Annotated in this window: 13 protein-coding genes; 8 read left to right on the top strand and 5 right to left on the bottom strand. The window is 54.2% G+C overall.

The features are described 5' to 3' along the window. Window positions 1-241: 241 nt before the first annotated feature. From KJA79_RS20695 to KJA79_RS20660, 8 genes are all read left to right on the top strand, one after another. Complete coding sequence (locus KJA79_RS20695; RefSeq protein WP_246507833.1) at window positions 242-1,801, top strand: class I SAM-dependent DNA methyltransferase; 1,560 nt, start codon at window positions 242-244, stop codon at window positions 1,799-1,801. After that, window positions 1,791-3,107 carry a restriction endonuclease subunit S domain-containing protein gene (locus KJA79_RS20690; RefSeq protein ID WP_213043997.1) on the top strand — a complete coding sequence of 439 codons (1,317 nt, stop codon included), beginning with the start codon at window positions 1,791-1,793 and terminating at the stop codon, window positions 3,105-3,107. The genes KJA79_RS20695 and KJA79_RS20690 overlap by 11 nt, the downstream gene beginning before the upstream one ends. Further along, window positions 3,094-3,543: a DUF6978 family protein gene (locus KJA79_RS20685; protein WP_213043996.1), complete on the top strand. Its 450-nt coding sequence runs from the start codon at window positions 3,094-3,096 to the stop codon at window positions 3,541-3,543. Before KJA79_RS20690 ends, KJA79_RS20685 begins: the two co-directional genes overlap by 14 nt. Further along, complete coding sequence (locus tag KJA79_RS20680; RefSeq protein WP_213043995.1) at window positions 3,540-4,307, top strand: DUF1829 domain-containing protein; 768 nt, start codon at window positions 3,540-3,542, stop codon at window positions 4,305-4,307. Before KJA79_RS20685 ends, KJA79_RS20680 begins: the two co-directional genes overlap by 4 nt. Window positions 4,308-4,334: 27 nt before the next feature. After that, on the top strand, window positions 4,335-5,045 hold the full coding sequence (locus KJA79_RS20675; RefSeq protein ID WP_213043994.1) for an abortive infection family protein: 711 nt from the start codon (window positions 4,335-4,337) through the stop codon (window positions 5,043-5,045). Next, entirely contained in the window at window positions 5,042-8,194 is a 3,153-nt protein-coding gene (locus KJA79_RS20670; RefSeq protein ID WP_213043993.1) for a type I restriction endonuclease subunit R, read from the top strand. Before KJA79_RS20675 ends, KJA79_RS20670 begins: the two co-directional genes overlap by 4 nt. Window positions 8,195-8,305: 111 nt before the next feature. Beyond that, on the top strand, window positions 8,306-9,397 hold the full coding sequence (locus tag KJA79_RS20665; protein ID WP_213043992.1) for a hypothetical protein: 1,092 nt from the start codon (window positions 8,306-8,308) through the stop codon (window positions 9,395-9,397). A gap of 96 nt (window positions 9,398-9,493) precedes the next feature. Continuing rightward, window positions 9,494-9,724 carry a hypothetical protein gene (locus KJA79_RS20660; RefSeq protein WP_213043991.1) on the top strand — a complete coding sequence of 77 codons (231 nt, stop codon included), beginning with the start codon at window positions 9,494-9,496 and terminating at the stop codon, window positions 9,722-9,724. A 313-nt stretch (window positions 9,725-10,037) separates the two neighbouring features. Here the strand turns inward: KJA79_RS20660 and KJA79_RS20655 are convergent, their stop codons facing one another. The 5 genes from KJA79_RS20655 to KJA79_RS20635 form a co-directional block, all read right to left on the bottom strand. Next, window positions 10,038-10,577, bottom strand: coding sequence for an MbcA/ParS/Xre antitoxin family protein (locus KJA79_RS20655; protein WP_213043990.1), 540 nt, complete (start codon window positions 10,575-10,577; stop codon window positions 10,038-10,040). 18 nt (window positions 10,578-10,595) lie between these two features. After that, complete coding sequence (locus KJA79_RS23415; RefSeq protein ID WP_213043989.1) at window positions 10,596-12,359, bottom strand: TnsD family Tn7-like transposition protein; 1,764 nt, start codon at window positions 12,357-12,359, stop codon at window positions 10,596-10,598. Window positions 12,360-12,363: 4 nt separating this feature from the next. Next, complete coding sequence (locus KJA79_RS20645) at window positions 12,364-13,164, bottom strand: TniQ family protein (RefSeq protein WP_213043988.1); 801 nt, start codon at window positions 13,162-13,164, stop codon at window positions 12,364-12,366. Between the two features lie 19 nt (window positions 13,165-13,183). Next, window positions 13,184-14,533, bottom strand: a complete 1,350-nt coding sequence (locus KJA79_RS20640) for an ATP-binding protein (protein WP_213043987.1) — start codon at window positions 14,531-14,533, stop codon at window positions 13,184-13,186. A gap of 203 nt (window positions 14,534-14,736) precedes the next feature. Next, entirely contained in the window at window positions 14,737-16,911 is a 2,175-nt protein-coding gene (locus KJA79_RS20635; protein WP_213043986.1) for a Mu transposase C-terminal domain-containing protein, read from the bottom strand. Between the last annotated feature and the right edge of the window lie 118 nt (window positions 16,912-17,029).

The raw sequence follows: 17,029 nt of genomic DNA, 5'->3' as shown, positions 1-17,029 counted from the left end.
TCCGCGAAGGCGAGGACTCTACCGGACTGTCAGATTAAGTTCTAGCTTTCACAGCTTATCTGGGCCCACCAACATGCAGATCGGCTCGACCCACTCGTGGCCGGATAACTTCGAATATTGCGTCTACTTTGAATCCCTTACCTCCTAAGCTGTGGTGATTTCTCATGGGGAAAGGGGTATTCTTCCGGACAATAGGGGGAAGTGGGATTTCCCTGGCACTTGAGGAGGATGAGCACCATCAATGGCGCCTAAAGGAAAGATGTCAGCGAAAGCGGAGACTGGTGCCAATCTCGGATTTGAAGCCAAGCTCTGGCAGATGGCCGACGGACTTCGCAACAACATGGACGCGGCCGAGTACAAGCACGTCGTGCTCGGCCTGATCTTCTTGAAATACATCTCCGACGCCTTCGAGGCAAAGCACGCGGAGCTTGATGCACAGCGGAAGCAGGGTGCTGACCCGGAAGATCCAGACGAATATAAGGCGGCGAGTATCTTCTGGGTACCCAAAGAAGCGCGGTGGTCACATCTCAAGGCGAATGCCCCGCAGCCGTCCATAGGAACGCTCGTTGACGATGCGATGAGTGCGATTGAGCGCGACAACCTGTCACTCAAGGGGGTATTACCGAAAGACTTTGGACGAACAGGTCTCGATAAGCAACGGCTTGGCCAGCTCATTAATCTTGTCTCTGACATCGCACTTGGTAGCCCAGCAGATCGTGCGAAGGACACACTTGGCCGCGTCTACGAGTACTTCCTCTCACAGTTCGCCAGTGCCGAGGGAAAGAAGGGCGGGCAGTTCTACACGCCATCCCGTGTGGTGCGCGTGCTGGTTGAGATGCTTGCACCCTACAAGGGCCGTGTCTATGACCCGTGCTGCGGATCTGGCGGGATGTTCGTCAGTAGCGAAAAGTTCATCGAGGCCCACAGCGGTAAGCTCGGCGACATCTCCATCTACGGCCAGGAGTCCAACTACACAACGTGGCGGCTCGCCAAGATGAACCTCGCCATCCGCGGTATCGATGCGCAGATTGCGCATGGAGACACGTTTCACAACGACCGGCACCCCGATCTCAAGGCCGACTACGTGCTGGCCAACCCACCCTTCAACGACAGCGACTGGCGCGGCGAGCTGCTGAAGGACGATAAGCGTTGGGTCTACGGCACACCGCCTGCGGGCAACGCCAACTACGCCTGGGTGCAGCACTTCATCCACCACCTGGCACCCACGGGGCTCGCAGGGTTCGTCCTTGCAAATGGATCGATGTCGGCCAATCAGTCGGGCGAGGGCGAGATCCGCAAGGCCATCATCGAGGCCGACCTGGTGGACTGTATGGTCGCGCTGCCCGGTCAATTGTTTTACTCGACACAGATTCCGGTTTGTCTGTGGTTTATCGCGCGCAACAAGAGGAACGGCCGCTTCCGCGACCGACGCTGTGAAACACTCTTCATCGACGCCCGCAAGCTGGGAACCTTGGTGGATCGCGTGCATCGTGAGCTGACCGACGAAGATGTAGCAATGATTGCTGGCACCTACCACGCCTGGCGCGGCGACAAGGACGCGGGCGAGTACGCTGACGTGCCCGGCTTCTGCAAGCGCGCAACGCTGGAGGAGATCCGAAAGCACGGCCACGTGCTTACACCAGGCCGCTACGTTGGCGCCGAGGCCGCTGAAGATGACGGCGAGCCCTTCGAGGAGAAGATGAAGCGCCTTACCGCGAGCCTGCGTGAACAGCAGATCGAGGCCAAGAAGCTGGATGCTGCGATCGCCGCCAATCTAAAGGAACTTGGGTATGGCGGATAACGGCTCTCGCCAGACGCTCGGCGATTACTTCACGCTTCAGCGAGGGACCACGTACAAGAGTCGGCTGTTAGGTCTGCCTGGGCCAGTATTGCTCGGTCTTGCAACGATTCAACGTAATGGAGGGTTTCGTACAGATTCCCTTCAGACATACGGCGGCGAGTCTCCAGCTAAGCTGCTTGTGCGACCGGGAGATCTGTATCTTTCACTGAAGGACGTCACGCAATCGGCGGACTTGCTCGGAGCGGTCGCGCGACTGCCAATCGACCATCCTCCGGGACGCTTGACACAAGATACGGTCAAGTTGGAGCCAAAAGGTTCCGACGTTCCGCTCGATTATCTCTATTGGTTGCTCCGCACCCCACAATACCGAAGCTACTGCCGGGCACACGCAACTGGCACAACAAATCTTGGTTTGGGTCGCGAGGATTTCCTTTCGTTCCCAGCGCCGGAGCCGACAACGATCCAGTGCAAGATCGTGAACACGCTCGCTACGCTGGACGACAAGATCGAGCTGAACCGGCGGATGAACAAGACACTAGAGGCGATGGCACGGGCACTCTTCAAGTCGTGGTTTGTGGACTTTGACCCCGTCCGCGCCAAGGCCGAAGGCCGCGATCCAGGCCTGCCGAAGTCCCTCGCCGACCTTTTCCCGGAGTCCTTCGAGAATTCGGAATTGGGGGAGATTCCGAAGGGATGGAAGATTGGCACTCTTGGTGATTTTTCTGGGCTTAATCCGGAATCGTGGTCAAGAGATACACGGCCGTCTGAGATTGAGTACATTGACTTGTCCAACACTAAGTGGGGTCGAGTCGAGGAGATCACGAAGTTTGCCGCTGATGATGCGCCGAGCCGCGCGCAACGAGTATTGCGGCCACGGGACACGATCGTGGGCACTGTGCGTCCCGGGAACGGCTCCTACGCCTTCATCTTGGTTAATGGGCTGACGGGCAGCACTGGGTTCGCCGTGCTCAGACCGCAACGCGATATGTACGCGGAGTTTGTCTACCTCGCAGCCACGTCAGCCGACAACATCCAAGCACTAGCTCATCTTGCAGACGGTGGCGCGTATCCGGCAGTTCGACCAGAAGTTGTTGCGGCCACTCAGGTTACACGTCCCAAAGAGGACATACTAGGGGTGTTCTCGCGCGCTGCAGGACCAATGCTGCTGAAGATTGCCGACAACGAGCGCGAGTCTCGCACGCTCGCCGCCCTGCGGGACAGGCTGCTGCCCAAACTCATCTCCGGCGAGCTACGAATTCGGAAAACGAACGGCTTCGAAAGAGGAATGCAACATGGCCGCAACTGACTTGCCTCAATCTGAAGCAGATGCTCTGATCGCGCTGGCCAAGGTCAAGGTTAATGATGATTCCTATGACTACCCAGGGACCGGCGGATCGCTCGTTGTGCCGCTCACATCACAAGATAAACGCGAGGAGTTTCTGCTGGACATTTATCGTGGACGAATTGATCTGCTGAAAGGTACGTACCAGAACCGTGCTCGTCAGGTTATCGTCCTTGTTCGAGTCGATTTCGGCGGTGCGCCCCATCGCAATCCAGACGGGGAAGAAGTCCCGTGTCCGCATCTTCATCTGTACCGCGAAGGCTTCGGTGATAAGTGGGCTATGCCCTTGCCAGTTGCGAGCTTCCCCAACATCAACGACCTGTGGCAGACTCTCGAAGACTTCATGACCTTTTGTAATGTCGTCGATCGACCTGCAATTGCCAGGGGACTTTTCATATGATCGATCAAGTCCAGGAGCTGCTCGATCAGTATTGGTCCTGGCTAAAGGATAAGACCAAGCTGCGCGAAGTCGACGGAGAATGGGTAGAGATTACGACTCCTCACCTCGATCGACACAACGACTACCTGCAAATTTATGCACGCCGTCGGAATGGCACCCTTGTGCTAACCGACGACGGCTACATTATTGGCGACCTTAATCGAAGCGGTTGCAAGCTCGATAGCCCCAAGCGACAGGCGTTGCTGAATATGACCCTCGCAGGATTCGGCGTTCAGCTTATCGATGGGCGGCTTGAAGTCCATGCTTCCCCTGAAAACTTCGCTATGCGCAAGCACAACCTTCTGCAGGCCATGCTTGCAGTAAATGATCTTTTCTTTCTCTCAATCCCAATGGTTGCCAGCTTGTTCTATGAAGACGTTGTCTCGTGGCTCGACTCTAGCGACATTCGGTACACGCCGAACGTTAAGTTTACGGGGAAGAGTGGTTATGACCACCTATTCGATTTCGTTATCCCAAAATCACGGCGGCAGCCTGAGCGCATTCTTCACACGATAACTCGACCAAGTAAGGACACCGCTGAGGCAGCGGCATTTAAGTGGATTGACACTAGAGACGTGCGTTCGCCAGATTCTCGCGCCTATGCGCTTCTTAATGACCAAGAGCAAAGAGTTTCACAAGGTGTGCTCGATGCTCTGGCTAACTATGACATACGCCCTGTGGTCTGGAGTGCTCGCGAGGCAGTTAGAGATGAGCTAGCTGCATAGAAACTGCGATTTCCAATAATGGGCGATATGTCATTCATCAACGATTTTAGAATGCACGGGGCGCGAGAGGCCATGGCTTCTGGAATGGTCCACATTGAGGAGCAGGTCAAGGGGCTTGAGCGGTCCGTGACGGAAAACCCCGGTTTAGCCTTTGATCTTGCCAAAACACTAGTTGAAAGCACCTGTAAGACCATACTGAGTGAGCGCAAGATCGCATTCTCTCCAGATGACGATCTCCCCAAGCTATTTAAGATGGTGTCCAAGCATCTCCCTTTTCTCCCAGAATTATCTGCCAACGAAGCTGACGCGAGAAGGAGGCTGTCGCAAACGCTCGGTGGACTCCATACATCACTGGTAGGAGTGTGTGAACTCAGAAATTCATACGGGTTTGCATCCCATGGGAGTGAAACGCAGCGACCAGTCATGGCTGGAGCACAGGCCATCCTGGCTGCTCAGGCAGCGGACACCATCATTGGTTTTTTACATCGAGTTCATCGTCAAAACACGGTTGCGGTTACGCCTGCTCGGGTGACCTACGAACAGAATCAAGATTTTAATGAGTATGTGGATTTCGCAAACGATCCAATTCAGATATTTCATCTAGAATACAAAGCAAGTGAAGTGCTCTTTAATGTGGATAAGGAAGCCTATCGCGATCTACTCGCCAACTATTCTAGCGATGAGGCCGACCAGGATAATCCAGTAGTAAAGAGCGAACCATCGGAGACCGTCCAGTGAATGCCCCGGGGGTTGCTGAATCGGTGGTCGAGCAGGCCGCTCTCGCCTGGCTAGAGTCTCTCGGCTATTCCGTCCTGCATGGGCCAGATATTGCCGCGGGCATGGCCAGTGCCGAGCGCAGCGACCCAGGCTACCGCGACGTGCTTCTGGATGGCCGGCTGCACCAGGCGCTCGTAAGGCTAAATCCGGAGCTTCCGCCTGAGGCACTGGAAGACGCCTGGCGCAAGCTCACGCGCGCGGATGCTCCGTCGCTTGTGGAACGCAACCGCGCCGTGCACCAGATGCTGGTTGATGGCGTCACGGTTGAGTATCGGCGCAAGGACGGCTCGATTGCCGGGGCGCAGGCCCGGGTCATCGACTTCGATATGCCCGGGAAAAACGACTGGCTCGCTGTCAATCAGTTCACGGTTTCGGAGGGTCAGCACACGCGGCGGCCGGACGTCGTCCTCTTCGTGAACGGGTTACCGCTGGCGGTGATCGAGCTCAAGAACCCCGCAGATGAAGACGCCACGATCTGGTCTGCATACCAACAACTTCAAACCTATCAGACCCAGATTCCCTCGCTCTTCGCTACCAACGCGGCGCTCATCATTTCTGACGGTGTTCAGGCACGCCTTGGGGCTCTTGGGGCTGGAAAGGAATGGTTTAAACCCTGGCGCACGATCACAGGACGGGAGGACGCAGCTGCGAAGCTGGCCGAGTTACAAATCATGCTCGAAGGGGTCTTCGAGAAGCGACGGTTCCTCGATCTCGTGCGGCATTTCATTGTGTTTGAAGACGAGGGTGGCGGAAAACTCACCAAGAAGATGGCGGGCTACCATCAGTTCCACGCGGTAAACGTGGCTGTCGACGAAACTTTGCGGGCAGCTCGCAGTGCGATGGAGTATCGGGCTGCGGATAACTTGGGCCACTACAAAGCTGGGCACCAGCCGGGTGGGGAACCGGGGGATCGGCGAGTCGGTGTGGTCTGGCATACACAAGGCTCGGGCAAGAGTCTGACGATGGCGTTCTACGCTGGCCGAGTGATCCTGCATCCAACGATGGCCAACCCGACGGTCGTGGTGCTCACCGACCGCAACGACCTTGACGATCAACTCTTCGGCACCTTTGCCCGTTGTCATGATCTGCTCCGCCAGTCACCGGTGCAGGCTACAGATCGCGCTGATCTGCGTGAGAAGCTGAAGGTCGCATCCGGGGGCGTGGTTTTCACGACCATCCAGAAGTTCTTTCCTGAAGAGAAAGGCGACCGTCATCCCATTCTCTCGGACCGGCGCAACATCGTGGTGATCGCGGACGAGGCGCACCGTAGCCAGTATGATTTCATCGATGGCTTTGCGCGCCACATGCGCGATGCGTTGCCGAACGCGTCGTTCATCGGCTTCACCGGGACCCCGATTGAGAAGACCGACGCGAACACCTGCGCCGTCTTTGGCGAGTACATTAGCGTCTACGATATCCAGCGGGCAGTCGTCGACGGTGCCACGGTCCCCATCTATTATGAAAGTCGGCTTGCCAAGCTGGAATTGAAGGCGTCGGAACGGCCCAAGATCGATCCCGAGTTTGAAGAGGCGACCGAAGGCGAAGAGGTTGAGCGCAAGGAGAAGCTCAAGAGCCGCTGGGCACAGCTCGAAGCCGTGGTGGGATCAGATAACCGGATCAAGTTGGTTGCACGTGACCTGGTTGAGCACTTCGAGAGCCGGCTTTCCACGATGGATGGGAAGGCGATGGTGGTCTGCATGAGCCGGCGGATCTGCGTGGAGCTGTACCGTGAGATCTCGGCGCTGCGCCCCCAGTGGCACGGCGACACGGACGACCTCGGTTCGATGAAGGTGATCATGACCGGGGCTGCCTCCGATCCGATGGAATGGCAGAGCCACATTCGCAACAAGAAGCGACGCGAGGATATGGCACTCCGCTTTCGCAATCCCAAGGATCCATTTCAACTCGTGATTGTGCGAGATATGTGGCTGACAGGATTCGATGCGCCCAGTCTCCATACGATGTATGTGGACAAGCCGATGCGCGGGCACGGGCTGATGCAGACCATCGCGCGGGTGAATCGTGTCTTCAAGGATAAGCCCGGTGGACTGGTGGTGGATTACCTCGGCCTTGCCGACGAACTCAAGCAGGCATTGGCGACGTATACCGAGAGCGGCGGTACCGGGAAAACGGCGATCAATCAGGCCGAGGCTGTGGCAGTGATGCTGGAGAAATTCGAGATCTGTCGAGGCCTGTTCCACGGCTTTGACTGGTCGCACTGGATGACTGGTAAACCAGAAGAGCGTCTCTCGGTGTTGCCTGCCGCGCAGGAGCATATTCTGGCCCAGCCAGACGGCAAATCCCGTCTGTTACGCGCCGTTACCGATCTGTCGCAAGCCTTTGCCCTTGCCGTGCCACACGAGGAAACGTTCCGCATCCGGGACGATGTGGGTTTCTTTCAGGCTGTTCGCTCGGTATTGGCCAAGAACACGCCAGGTGAGCAGAAGACTGACGATGAACTCGATCACGCCATTCGGCAGATCATCTCGAAGGCGGTTGTATCCGACAAGGTGGTGGATATCTTTGAGGCGGCCGGGTTAAAGAAGCCGGACCTCTCAATTCTCTCTGACGAGTTTCTGGCGGAAGTGCGCGGGATGCCGCAGAGAAACCTGGCTGTCGAGTTGCTCCGCAAGCTTCTGGCTGGTGAGATCAAGGCTCGTTCGAAGCGGAATGTTGTGCAGGCGCGTTCCTTCGCAGACTTATTGGAACAGGCGATCAAGAAGTACCAGAACCGGGCTATCGAAACTGCCCAGGTGATCGAGGAGCTGATCGGCCTGGCGAAGGATATGCGGTCAGCTCACACGCGGGGCGAGACGCTGGGCCTGACCGAAGACGAACTCGCCTTCTATGATGCACTCGAAACGAATGATAGCGCTGTGAAAGTGTTGGGCGAGCCGACGCTGACTAAGATCGCTCGCGAACTCGCGGAGATGGTGAAGAAGAACGTGACTATCGATTGGACGGTCAGAGAAAACGTGCGAGCGCAGCTCCGTGTCCTCGTGAAGCGTATTTTAAGGAAGTACGGCTACCCTCCTGACAAGCAAGAACAGGCAACCACAATTGTGTTGGAGCAAGCGGAGGTCTTGTCAGAAACGTGGGTTGTGGGGTAACTGCGGTTCATGTGTGACTGAGGGGAGTTTCCGTTATGTTGGATCTGCCGACATCGAGAGAGGATGATGAATTGATTCAGGAAACCAAGAAGTACCTCATTATCTGATGTCATGGGAGCTCTTACTTTGCCACATGTCCCTCCTGATCATCTTTCCTCATTGAGAATTCTCATCGAGCGTTCTCCTGGGCTATCTCCATTTGTACGTGGATTGCAGCAGCTGAGACTTGTTATCGATGCGAGCTTCTTACTCGGCGACCTCATTTGGCTCGTGAAAAAGCGCAAGGAGCCATCGGCCAGAACTGCTTTCAAGGAAGTGCTGGCATCCGGAACGATCCTGGCAATTGCTCCCGTGACACTCCGTCAGGAGGTCTGTGAGAAAATCCCCTTGATCGCAGTACGTGAGAATATTGCAGAAGCGCAGCTTCGCGAAGAGTGGGACTCTTACCAACCGTTTCTTCATTATGTTGCGGAGGACGATCGAAGAAGCTCACTTGCCATGGGAGCTGATTCTGCACGTGACCCAAACGATCTCCCTTACATCTATCTCTATCATTCTACCGATGCTGCTGCTGTGCTGAGCCTAGATAAGGACATCGCTGCGATGGGGGCCCCCACAGTTGGGTTTGATGTGATCATCCATCTTCGCGATTACGCGCGTTCCAAGACTGTCGAGGTCAGTTTCCTGGTATGCGGTGCAACGATCGGGGCTGCAAGTCTACAGGGTGCCATGGAGCTATTTGCGGGTCTAGCGAGAGGTGTTGCACAGCTGCCGGATTGGGCAAAATTGCTTCTTGTTATCGGCGGGCTCGTGGCTGTCTTGCACCCTGGAATCCGAAGCGCTATTCGTGATTTCTGGGTCAACGCCTGTCAGCAACTTAAACCTCTGTTCGACACGGTAGGACCAGCAGTTCTTCAGCTTGTCCACGCACTGAACATCGAGAAAGAGAAGGCCATTCAGTCGTGGAATGCAGCGAACGCGCGACTGAAGCCCCGCAAAAGGATCACACTCAAACAGTATGCTGTTTCGGCTTGCCTGGAAGCAGGGACACCAATAACGATTCAAGAAATCGAAGCAAAAGTGAGATCCTATGGGTACTCTTCGAGAGCAAAGAGCACGATGGGCTACCTCACTAGGGTCTTGCGTCAAGATTCTCGCTTTATTGCCTTCGGGGATGGTCGCTGGGCAATTGTGCCAGCATAATAGTGCTTCATATTAGCAATCTGGAAGTGGTGATTCTGCAAGGAGCGTTCTCTCTTTCACTCATCCGAATGTGCCTGTTGGGATAGAATGTCTCTCATGAGCGAAACCCCTCAAGGGAAAGAATCTCCCTCTCGGCTCCATGTGGTACTTGAACCACGAGCTGACCACACACTTCAGGAGATTCTCTTCGCGCTGGAACAGGCCGGCGCCGCGGAAATTGACCAGATCAGCACCAAGTTCGTCTCAGCTGAGATCCCCCCAATCTCAGTGCCATCCTTGGAAAAGATCGCCTTTATCGAAACCAAGAAGCCTTACGGCCTTGCCTGACCCACTGCTCATATCCAATAATCAAAACTGAGTTGTCCACGAGCCAGATCCACGTAGTGTTGACGCCGCTTCAAGATCTCCTGGACCTCTTGGCGTACCTGTTCCTGCTTTTGGGGTGAAATGGGCTCAGCGGAGAGGTGGACATGAATAATGGCCGGAGTAATGCTACAAGGGCTGTCCAGTTGTCTACTCATCTCAATGAACTCTTCATTCTTGTGGGATGAGACCTCTCTCGCCAGACCGAATGGAATCCAGAGACATACACAGGATCGTCCGAATGACGCTGCTCCATAGGTTGATCAACTATCCAGCCTCAATCTGTCGCTTTCCGGATCGTGCTCGCGACGCGAGCTTTTCGACTGACAACAGTTTCCTTTTTCTGAAGTGGCGTCTCTCCGGGAAGTGGAGATAGTTTAGTCCTCTTCAAGAGCTGCTCCACGCGAGCGTTTCCGGCCGTGGTACCAAGGATAGAAAGCGGAGTTTTGTTCTTGAGCGCCCGATGCTTGCGGGTCAGCCATGCCGTCGCGGCGTCTTGGCCACCCAATACATCACTAGCCCGCTGCTGTAGATCAAAGGCGTCCTGTGTCGCTTGCGGGTTGTTCCTCGTTTTTGTGGTTTTGGCACGCGCTACTCTGCCGCTTTTCGCCGGCTGAGGGTGCTCACTGTCCGCGTACATTGGCGGCAATCCTGTTGTCAGAAAGAAGATCTCGTCGACGAATATTTGCTGCGTCCGTGGAGGCAACGTAGGCAAGACGCTGTCGAGCCAGTCTTGCATGGCCTCGTTAGTGAGTTCCTTGATGCCACTAAACTTTTGCACTGCTTGGCGATACCCCTGCATCATACCCATCGTCATTCAATCCTCCGTTCGTTTCTAGTCTTCTGGCATATGAGAGGTGACAATTCGATTGAGTGTGGCACGAGTCGCGGGAAGGCGGTGTAAATTAGGTTGGATGAGGTGTCGGTATCCGGATTGTTTAATGAGCTTGTTCATTGAGATGCGGTGACACCCTGTCAGAGCTGGAATCAAGGGTGCCATCTGTCTTTCAATAACCTGCGCAAGAAACTGATCTCTTTCATTCCAGTCGACCTGCGTGTGTGATCCAGCCCGACGAGAGATTCTCGAACGATGAGGTTGAACGATGAGCCAGTCACGATCATGTCGAAACAGCCAGTGGTAGAGTCGGCGTTCTTCTCGCCTCGGAGCACCTGAGAGAGACTCCAGAAGGCAGAGCGTAGTCCATTGTTCCCGAGCGGACAAGACGGTTGTTATTGTAGGCTGTTGGACATGTCCACGCCAGGTGCGCTTGCGACTCGGTATCGCTGCTCGCCCATGCTCTCTTCTCCATACCGGGAGGTGAAGACGGGCTGCATGCATGGACAGATTCTTTTCCGCAATCCCCACGACTTGCGAGATGAATGGCAGCGTAAGATTCGGTGCTGACCAGAGACGTGTAAACTTCCGATCCCAGAAAGGGCCATATTGCTCGACACGGGTATAACTAAATTGGGCGAGTGGTCCCCAGTCAGGGCCGACTCGTACATATGCAAACCCGCATTCGCAGGCAAATCTCGCCACGGGTCGTCCACTATCCTTCTGGATGTGGACTGAGATGTTAGTCACGACTAAGTGTCGATAGTGCTGGGCGAGTGTATTGAGGCATGGCCATGGGCCACTCCCAAAGTCTGCGGGTTCTTCTGGTATCTCGAAGAATGCTTCGGCTGTCTTACCCAGGCACTGCATCATGAGGAGGTGGTAGAGCGCCGGTAACCCCGTCCTGGGTTTTCGAACAAGGCTCAGAACCCCTCGACCCGACGTCAGTCGTCCTGTCTGTCCTTCGATGCGAGCAAGGAGGGTAGACGGGCACTGGCGATAATACAGAGCCAGCAATTTCTTGATCGCCACTTTCCCTCGATAGCTGCAGAGTCCTTGTTCTCTGAGCAGGTATCGATATCGCTTCCACAGCGTGACAGGGTTTGAGGGGAGGGAGGTTTGGTTTAGAAGCCACGCCGCATCGTGTGCCAGTTGTCGCATAGCTTCGTGCCCAGGTTCAGAGGCACGAAGTGGCTTCGGCGTCGTATCGTCGATAACATTTTCTGCAGGGACAAAAGTGTGCCACCCTCCAAGTGCTTGTGCCGGAGCGGTACTTTTCTCTAACCAAACTTCATGGATAGGACAGACTTCGAGACCCGGAATTTGATGGACACGATGCCAATAACATTCACCAAATTCTTTGCGCGCTTCCTGTGTGCAAGAGGGACAGAACATCAGATGTTCTCGAAGCGATGTGCTTCCCCTCCTCTGTCCCAATAACTTATTTCCAGGTACGCGAGTGTCCGCTGATTTCATCGCTGTAACGACTCGCTGAGCGCGATTGAACTCGAGAAAAGGTTGATAGTACGGAAAGAGCGTGAGGCGATTAATGATTTCTTCCCCGGTCAAGCAGAGCGAGCCGCGTAGACGCTCTGCCAGTCGGTCGAGGTGGGTTGGGCAATGAATCGATGTGTGAAGCTGTGGAGTCCCAAAAAGATGATTCAGAAAGGACGAGCTGGAATGAATTCGCAGCCGTTGGGCATATCGTCCGAGTAGGCTATACAGGAGCTCGTCAGGATACGGATGAGGAATTGCTGGGAGCATGACGTTATCCGAGATGCTGAGTCCATGCCTGTCCAATAAAGCTCTCGGGGATCACTCGTCTCTGGGGAGGTACAAAATCCCCCAAATTGAGTCGGTAGGCTTCGATACTCAGATGAACCAAACGCTGGCGGCCATATTCTTTAATGATGGTGGGTGCAGTCTGAGGGTTAAGCAATTCGACCATGATTCGTGCGATGCGCAACATTTCCAGATGATCTGTTAAGCTAGGATTAATGAGTCGCCCCTGCCCTCCGTAAAGGACACGTTCAGCACTAGCCTTCTCGCATTCAGGTCCGGACAGGCACCACAATTCAATGGTTGTCGGTTCTAAGAACATTTCGTGTCTGACACATACATATACGCCCGGTAGTTGGTGACTGCGATGCCAGTATCGCTCACCGTGAAGCAGACGGTCGTTGTCGGCGCATGACGGGCAGTAGCGAAGCACGGTTGGCACATGTCGAGCAGCCTGATCAGGGTGGAGAAGATCTGGTCTGTGGGAATTTACCCCGAACGTCGGCAGCATGACGGAGGGGGTAAAGATGCGAAAGAAGGGAAAGAGGGTATGTTGCTCAAGGAGATCGTAGTAATCCAACTCATAATGGGAGGGCAGGATGTTCCCCAGGTGGTCGAGGTAACGAGGTAAGTCCCACGAGATGCGGGGATACGGTACCCCGAACAGTGTTCTGAACACGACCAAGCCATCCACGCGAAGCCGGTCGATCAGTCGTGCACACATACTTGCGACAAGTTCATCAGGGAAAAGGGTTGGTAGAGATCGTACAAAAGTTCTCATGCCTGGCATGGTGTGCTCCGTTACTCACTTAGATGGGAAGTGCGGCTCCGAGATTCGAATTGGCTAACGCCTGGGCAGGAGTGTGGCCGTGCAAGGTTGCCGCCTCAATAATGCCTGCCAGGGAGGGACTTGCATCTTGTGTTGGGTTTTCTGAAGCGGTTAAGCGTACTTTCCCTGGGGGATTTGCCATGGAGGAGGAAAGTGGTTCGGGTGGATTCTGTGTGGTGGATGTATTCTTGGGGGCGCTAGCCTGCCTACTCTTTGCCAGGGTCTTCGCTTCTTTCTCGAGAGTCTGCAGTATTTCTGGAGGGAGTACATCCTCCAGCTGCCCAATCACAGCGGTACTTTTGCCCTCTCGGAGTGCTTTGAGGACATTTTGGGCACTTTTGAGGCCATCTTTCGCGACAGACCGAATCATGGCTGGACTGATTCGCTCTCGCCCTGTAGAAATCGCACGCCATTGCGCCATGCAAAACACTTTGATTGCATAATCCGTGATGCCTTGTGTTTCATCGTACAGAGTGTCGCTCAATTCAGGGGTCAACTCGACCGGATGCCTGACGAACTGAAAGGCCCACATTGCATTAATGAAGTGCGACCAGTTTTCACTGCCTTTCTGCATACGATCCCATTCCTTCTCACCCTGCCCACTTCCTCGACGGATTTGAATGAATTCCTTTGCGAGAATCGCTCGGGCCTTCCATGTTCCGACAAGAATCACAGGAACTCCGATTGTGTTTACAAGCTGTACAAAGAAAGCCAACATGCGTTCAGCGCCACCGCTTTTTGCCAAAGCGAGCCGTTGAATCTCGTCGATCACAAGTAGACCGAGACAATGGTTCGCGGCGATCGCGGCGATTGAGGGAATCAGGGTATCGACACTGGCGCGATTGTTCCGGTTGTAGAGGTACAGGTAACTCTCCTCGGTTTTTTCTGGCCTGAAGATGGCATCAACAGCCTGAAGAAAATTGACGCACAGACCACGAACCGACACGTCATATGGGCATTCGAGATGAAGCCATGTGAGTTGGTCAAAGCGAAATGGCTGGCTTTTATATTCGGTATGTTGGATCCACTGAGGGTAGAGCGATAAATCTCGCTCAATAGCCGAAGTCTTCCCACCGCCGCTAATCCCGGTTAGTTGAAAGCCGAGTGCGCTAGATCTCTGAAAGGTTCGAGGCGGCGACCAAAAGCGATCAATTTGCACTCTGTTGTCACGGTAATATCCGGGTGTGAAGGGATTGCGCTGCGAGAGGCCTCCCCGAATAGCTCGCGAAATGGATTCGTGGAGATCAAGATGAAAGGGGAGTGGCTCAAACCACTCGAGCATCGCAGCTTGAACCATCTCAAGGCGGTCGTGTGGGTCGGCCCTGCGCATGTCTTCTTTAAACGGTGGCCGTTGGGCGAGGCGCACAGCCACCTCTTTTCTGCTCAACGTTGTGCCTAATGTTTCAATAGTGGGGACTTGTCTATAGGACCATATAACCTGCTCAACGTAGTCGGCCTTCTGGATCCTTCCAAGCCGGAGGAGCGATGGTGCGAAAGGTACGGAGTTAGGTGTGGGCTCCATAAATCCTCTTCTCAGTGAGATGTGATTTTGGATGTCAGTTCGGCTTGTGCTTCCTGCAACAAAGCGAATGGCAACGCATCGGGAATATATTCATCATCAACCGAGACCTGTGGTGGAGGAAGTGGTGGTTTCACACGCTTGGGAACGGGAGGATTGATTTGTTGTTCCTGTTCTCGTTCCTTTTTGTAATTGTCGGCGATGCCCTTGAGTTGGGAGGACTTGGATGTCGGAGTGACAGCTTGAGCAAGTTCTTCTTTGGCCTGTTTTATGAGGGCAGCTTCCTGAACATCAAATGTGAGGGTGGAATGTGCGGCTGTATACTTCTCGTCGAGATTCTCAATGTTCCGCAGGGTAAAGTGATCTTCGACGTCGTACCAATCTTGTCCCACCCAACTTAGCTCGTTGATGCGATCAACCAGTGTGCAAGGAACAAGTCGTGATCCATCTTCCAGCCGAAGGTAGAGGACCGAGTCGTCGGGTGGATAGTAGGCGACATCTATGCTCCAGGTCTTTTGGCCCGCGCGGACAAACCATTGTTCGCTTTCGGCTAATGAACACGTGTAGTAAAGATGTTTAAAGCGTATCCCTTTCCTGGTGACTGTAGCCTTGTCCCTGGGTAGTAACGTCGCCTGAACCAGCGGTTCTGGCTTCCAGCGGAGTTCACTTAAGGATTGGCTCACCCCCCACTCCCACAGTACAGACGGATAGCGTTTGACTTTATCTGCGATCATCTCTTTTGAGAGGGCATAGTGTTTCAGGAGGACACTATTGTTGTGCTTCAAAATGATCCATGTCAGGAGTTGTCGAAACATGCGAGGCGTCAGGACGCCATCCAAGCGACAGTCATGCTCGCCCGGTTGGCGTTTATGTAGCTTTCCAGGGATCCATTCGATATGTGTGTTGAGTAGTCCAAAATACCGCTCCACGAGTGGTTTCCAGTCAGGGCGCCAGGCTGCGGCCTGATGGATCTGGATTCCTAGCGCGGTGAGACTGTCCGCATCATGACCAAGTAGTTCACCGCCATCGGCGAGGATCGCATCTGGAAGGCCTTCGCAGGGCCATTGATTGGGTGTAATCGTGATTCCTAATCCGGCGCAAAATCTCTGTTTATTGGAAAAGGCTTGAAACAAAGCCTGCATGGCTCCCATCCAGCTGGGTCCTTCAAGCAGGACGGCAAATCCCACGATCATTCGGGAAAACACGTCGACAACTAAATAAATCACCGGACGCCCTATCAGACGATTGCGATCCAGCTCACTTCTCAGATAGACGTCACCGACCGTGGCATCGATGTGATACAGCGATCCCGGTCCCTCTACCATGCTAAGTGACTCGCCAAGCAGGGCTCTGTGGTTGCGAAGGAAAAGCTTCTCACTCGTTAGCGCTGTCAGTACTTGAGTCGGATTCTGGAAATCCCGCTTAAAGAGATAGCGAGCTTGTCGTTCGCTAGGTAGTGAATCTGGAGCCCATAACTTCGGGATGACAATCCCGTTCTTCATTTCGAAATCATCACAAAAGCGCGATTGGATTGTCTTCTTCACGGCTTGGGCAAAAGGGAGCTTCTGTTTAAGGTGAAACTCCTTAATTCCTTCAGTCAGTCGTTTGCGGATATCTTCGTTGACGGCAACGCCATTGCCGGCGGTCCATCCCAGTTGCTTGTTTCTACGCTCTGGCCCTGGACGACTGTCGTATACGAGTCGCCTCCCACCTCGGCCACCGCAGCGATGGTAACCGGGAAGAAAAGCGTTCTTCGTTTGTCCTGTCAGCCAGTACCGCCGCAGATATTTGTAAACGGTTTCCTTCGTCCAACCCGTACTCTTGATAATTTCAAGGACAATTGCGCCACGAGTGCGAAGTTCAAGGAGTGCGAGGTAATGCTTGGTTAGAAAAAGCTCAAGTTTGTCCCATACATGGCTTCTGAATGCTTTGTCATTCTCGGAAAGCGTAGCCTCGTCCCGATATTGTTCGGTGTAGGGATCTTCCTCAACCAAGACCAGGTCTTCGTTAACGAATGCGTCATAGAGGTATTTAAGCGGTGTACGGATTGGGAGAGGTCGTTTCTTATTGAGATTAATGACCGATGCGGTTTGGTCTGGATAAATATAGAGAATGCGTTCTTTGATTAGATGTGGTTGCCCATCTTTCTCTCCTTTCCATCCAATGACCCTATTGGCATAGAGCTGCATACACCCTGACCTTCCCCCCGAAAACTAGACCATTGGCTTGGAAGTTCCACTGTGCTGAGATGGGGCCCACAGGAGGGGCCCATGACTCGAAAACGGCACACGGAAGAACAGATCATTG

This window comes from Nitrospira defluvii, assembly GCF_905220995.1.
In the GTDB taxonomy this organism is placed as follows: Bacteria; Nitrospirota; Nitrospiria; order Nitrospirales; family Nitrospiraceae; genus Nitrospira_A; species Nitrospira_A defluvii_C.
Note: the sequence above shows the minus strand (reverse complement) of the source record. Positions and strands in the feature narration are given on the sequence as shown.

Coding starts and splice junctions, on each gene's coding strand:
- KJA79_RS20680 (WP_213043995.1), top strand. CDS start 3,540: ATGATCGATCAAGTCCAGGAGCTGCTCGATCAGTATTGGTCCTGGCTA.
- KJA79_RS20640 (WP_213043987.1), bottom strand. CDS start 14,533: ATGCGCAGGGCCGACCCACACGACCGCCTTGAGATGGTTCAAGCTGCG.
- KJA79_RS20685 (WP_213043996.1), top strand. CDS start 3,094: ATGGCCGCAACTGACTTGCCTCAATCTGAAGCAGATGCTCTGATCGCG.
- KJA79_RS20695 (WP_246507833.1), top strand. CDS start 242: ATGGCGCCTAAAGGAAAGATGTCAGCGAAAGCGGAGACTGGTGCCAAT.
- KJA79_RS20690 (WP_213043997.1), top strand. CDS start 1,791: ATGGCGGATAACGGCTCTCGCCAGACGCTCGGCGATTACTTCACGCTT.
- KJA79_RS20665 (WP_213043992.1), top strand. CDS start 8,306: ATGGGAGCTCTTACTTTGCCACATGTCCCTCCTGATCATCTTTCCTCA.
- KJA79_RS23415 (WP_213043989.1), bottom strand. CDS start 12,359: ATGCTCCCAGCAATTCCTCATCCGTATCCTGACGAGCTCCTGTATAGC.
- KJA79_RS20645 (WP_213043988.1), bottom strand. CDS start 13,164: ATGCCAGGCATGAGAACTTTTGTACGATCTCTACCAACCCTTTTCCCT.
- KJA79_RS20635 (WP_213043986.1), bottom strand. CDS start 16,911: ATGCAGCTCTATGCCAATAGGGTCATTGGATGGAAAGGAGAGAAAGAT.
- KJA79_RS20655 (WP_213043990.1), bottom strand. CDS start 10,577: ATGACGATGGGTATGATGCAGGGGTATCGCCAAGCAGTGCAAAAGTTT.
- KJA79_RS20660 (WP_213043991.1), top strand. CDS start 9,494: ATGAGCGAAACCCCTCAAGGGAAAGAATCTCCCTCTCGGCTCCATGTG.
- KJA79_RS20675 (WP_213043994.1), top strand. CDS start 4,335: ATGTCATTCATCAACGATTTTAGAATGCACGGGGCGCGAGAGGCCATG.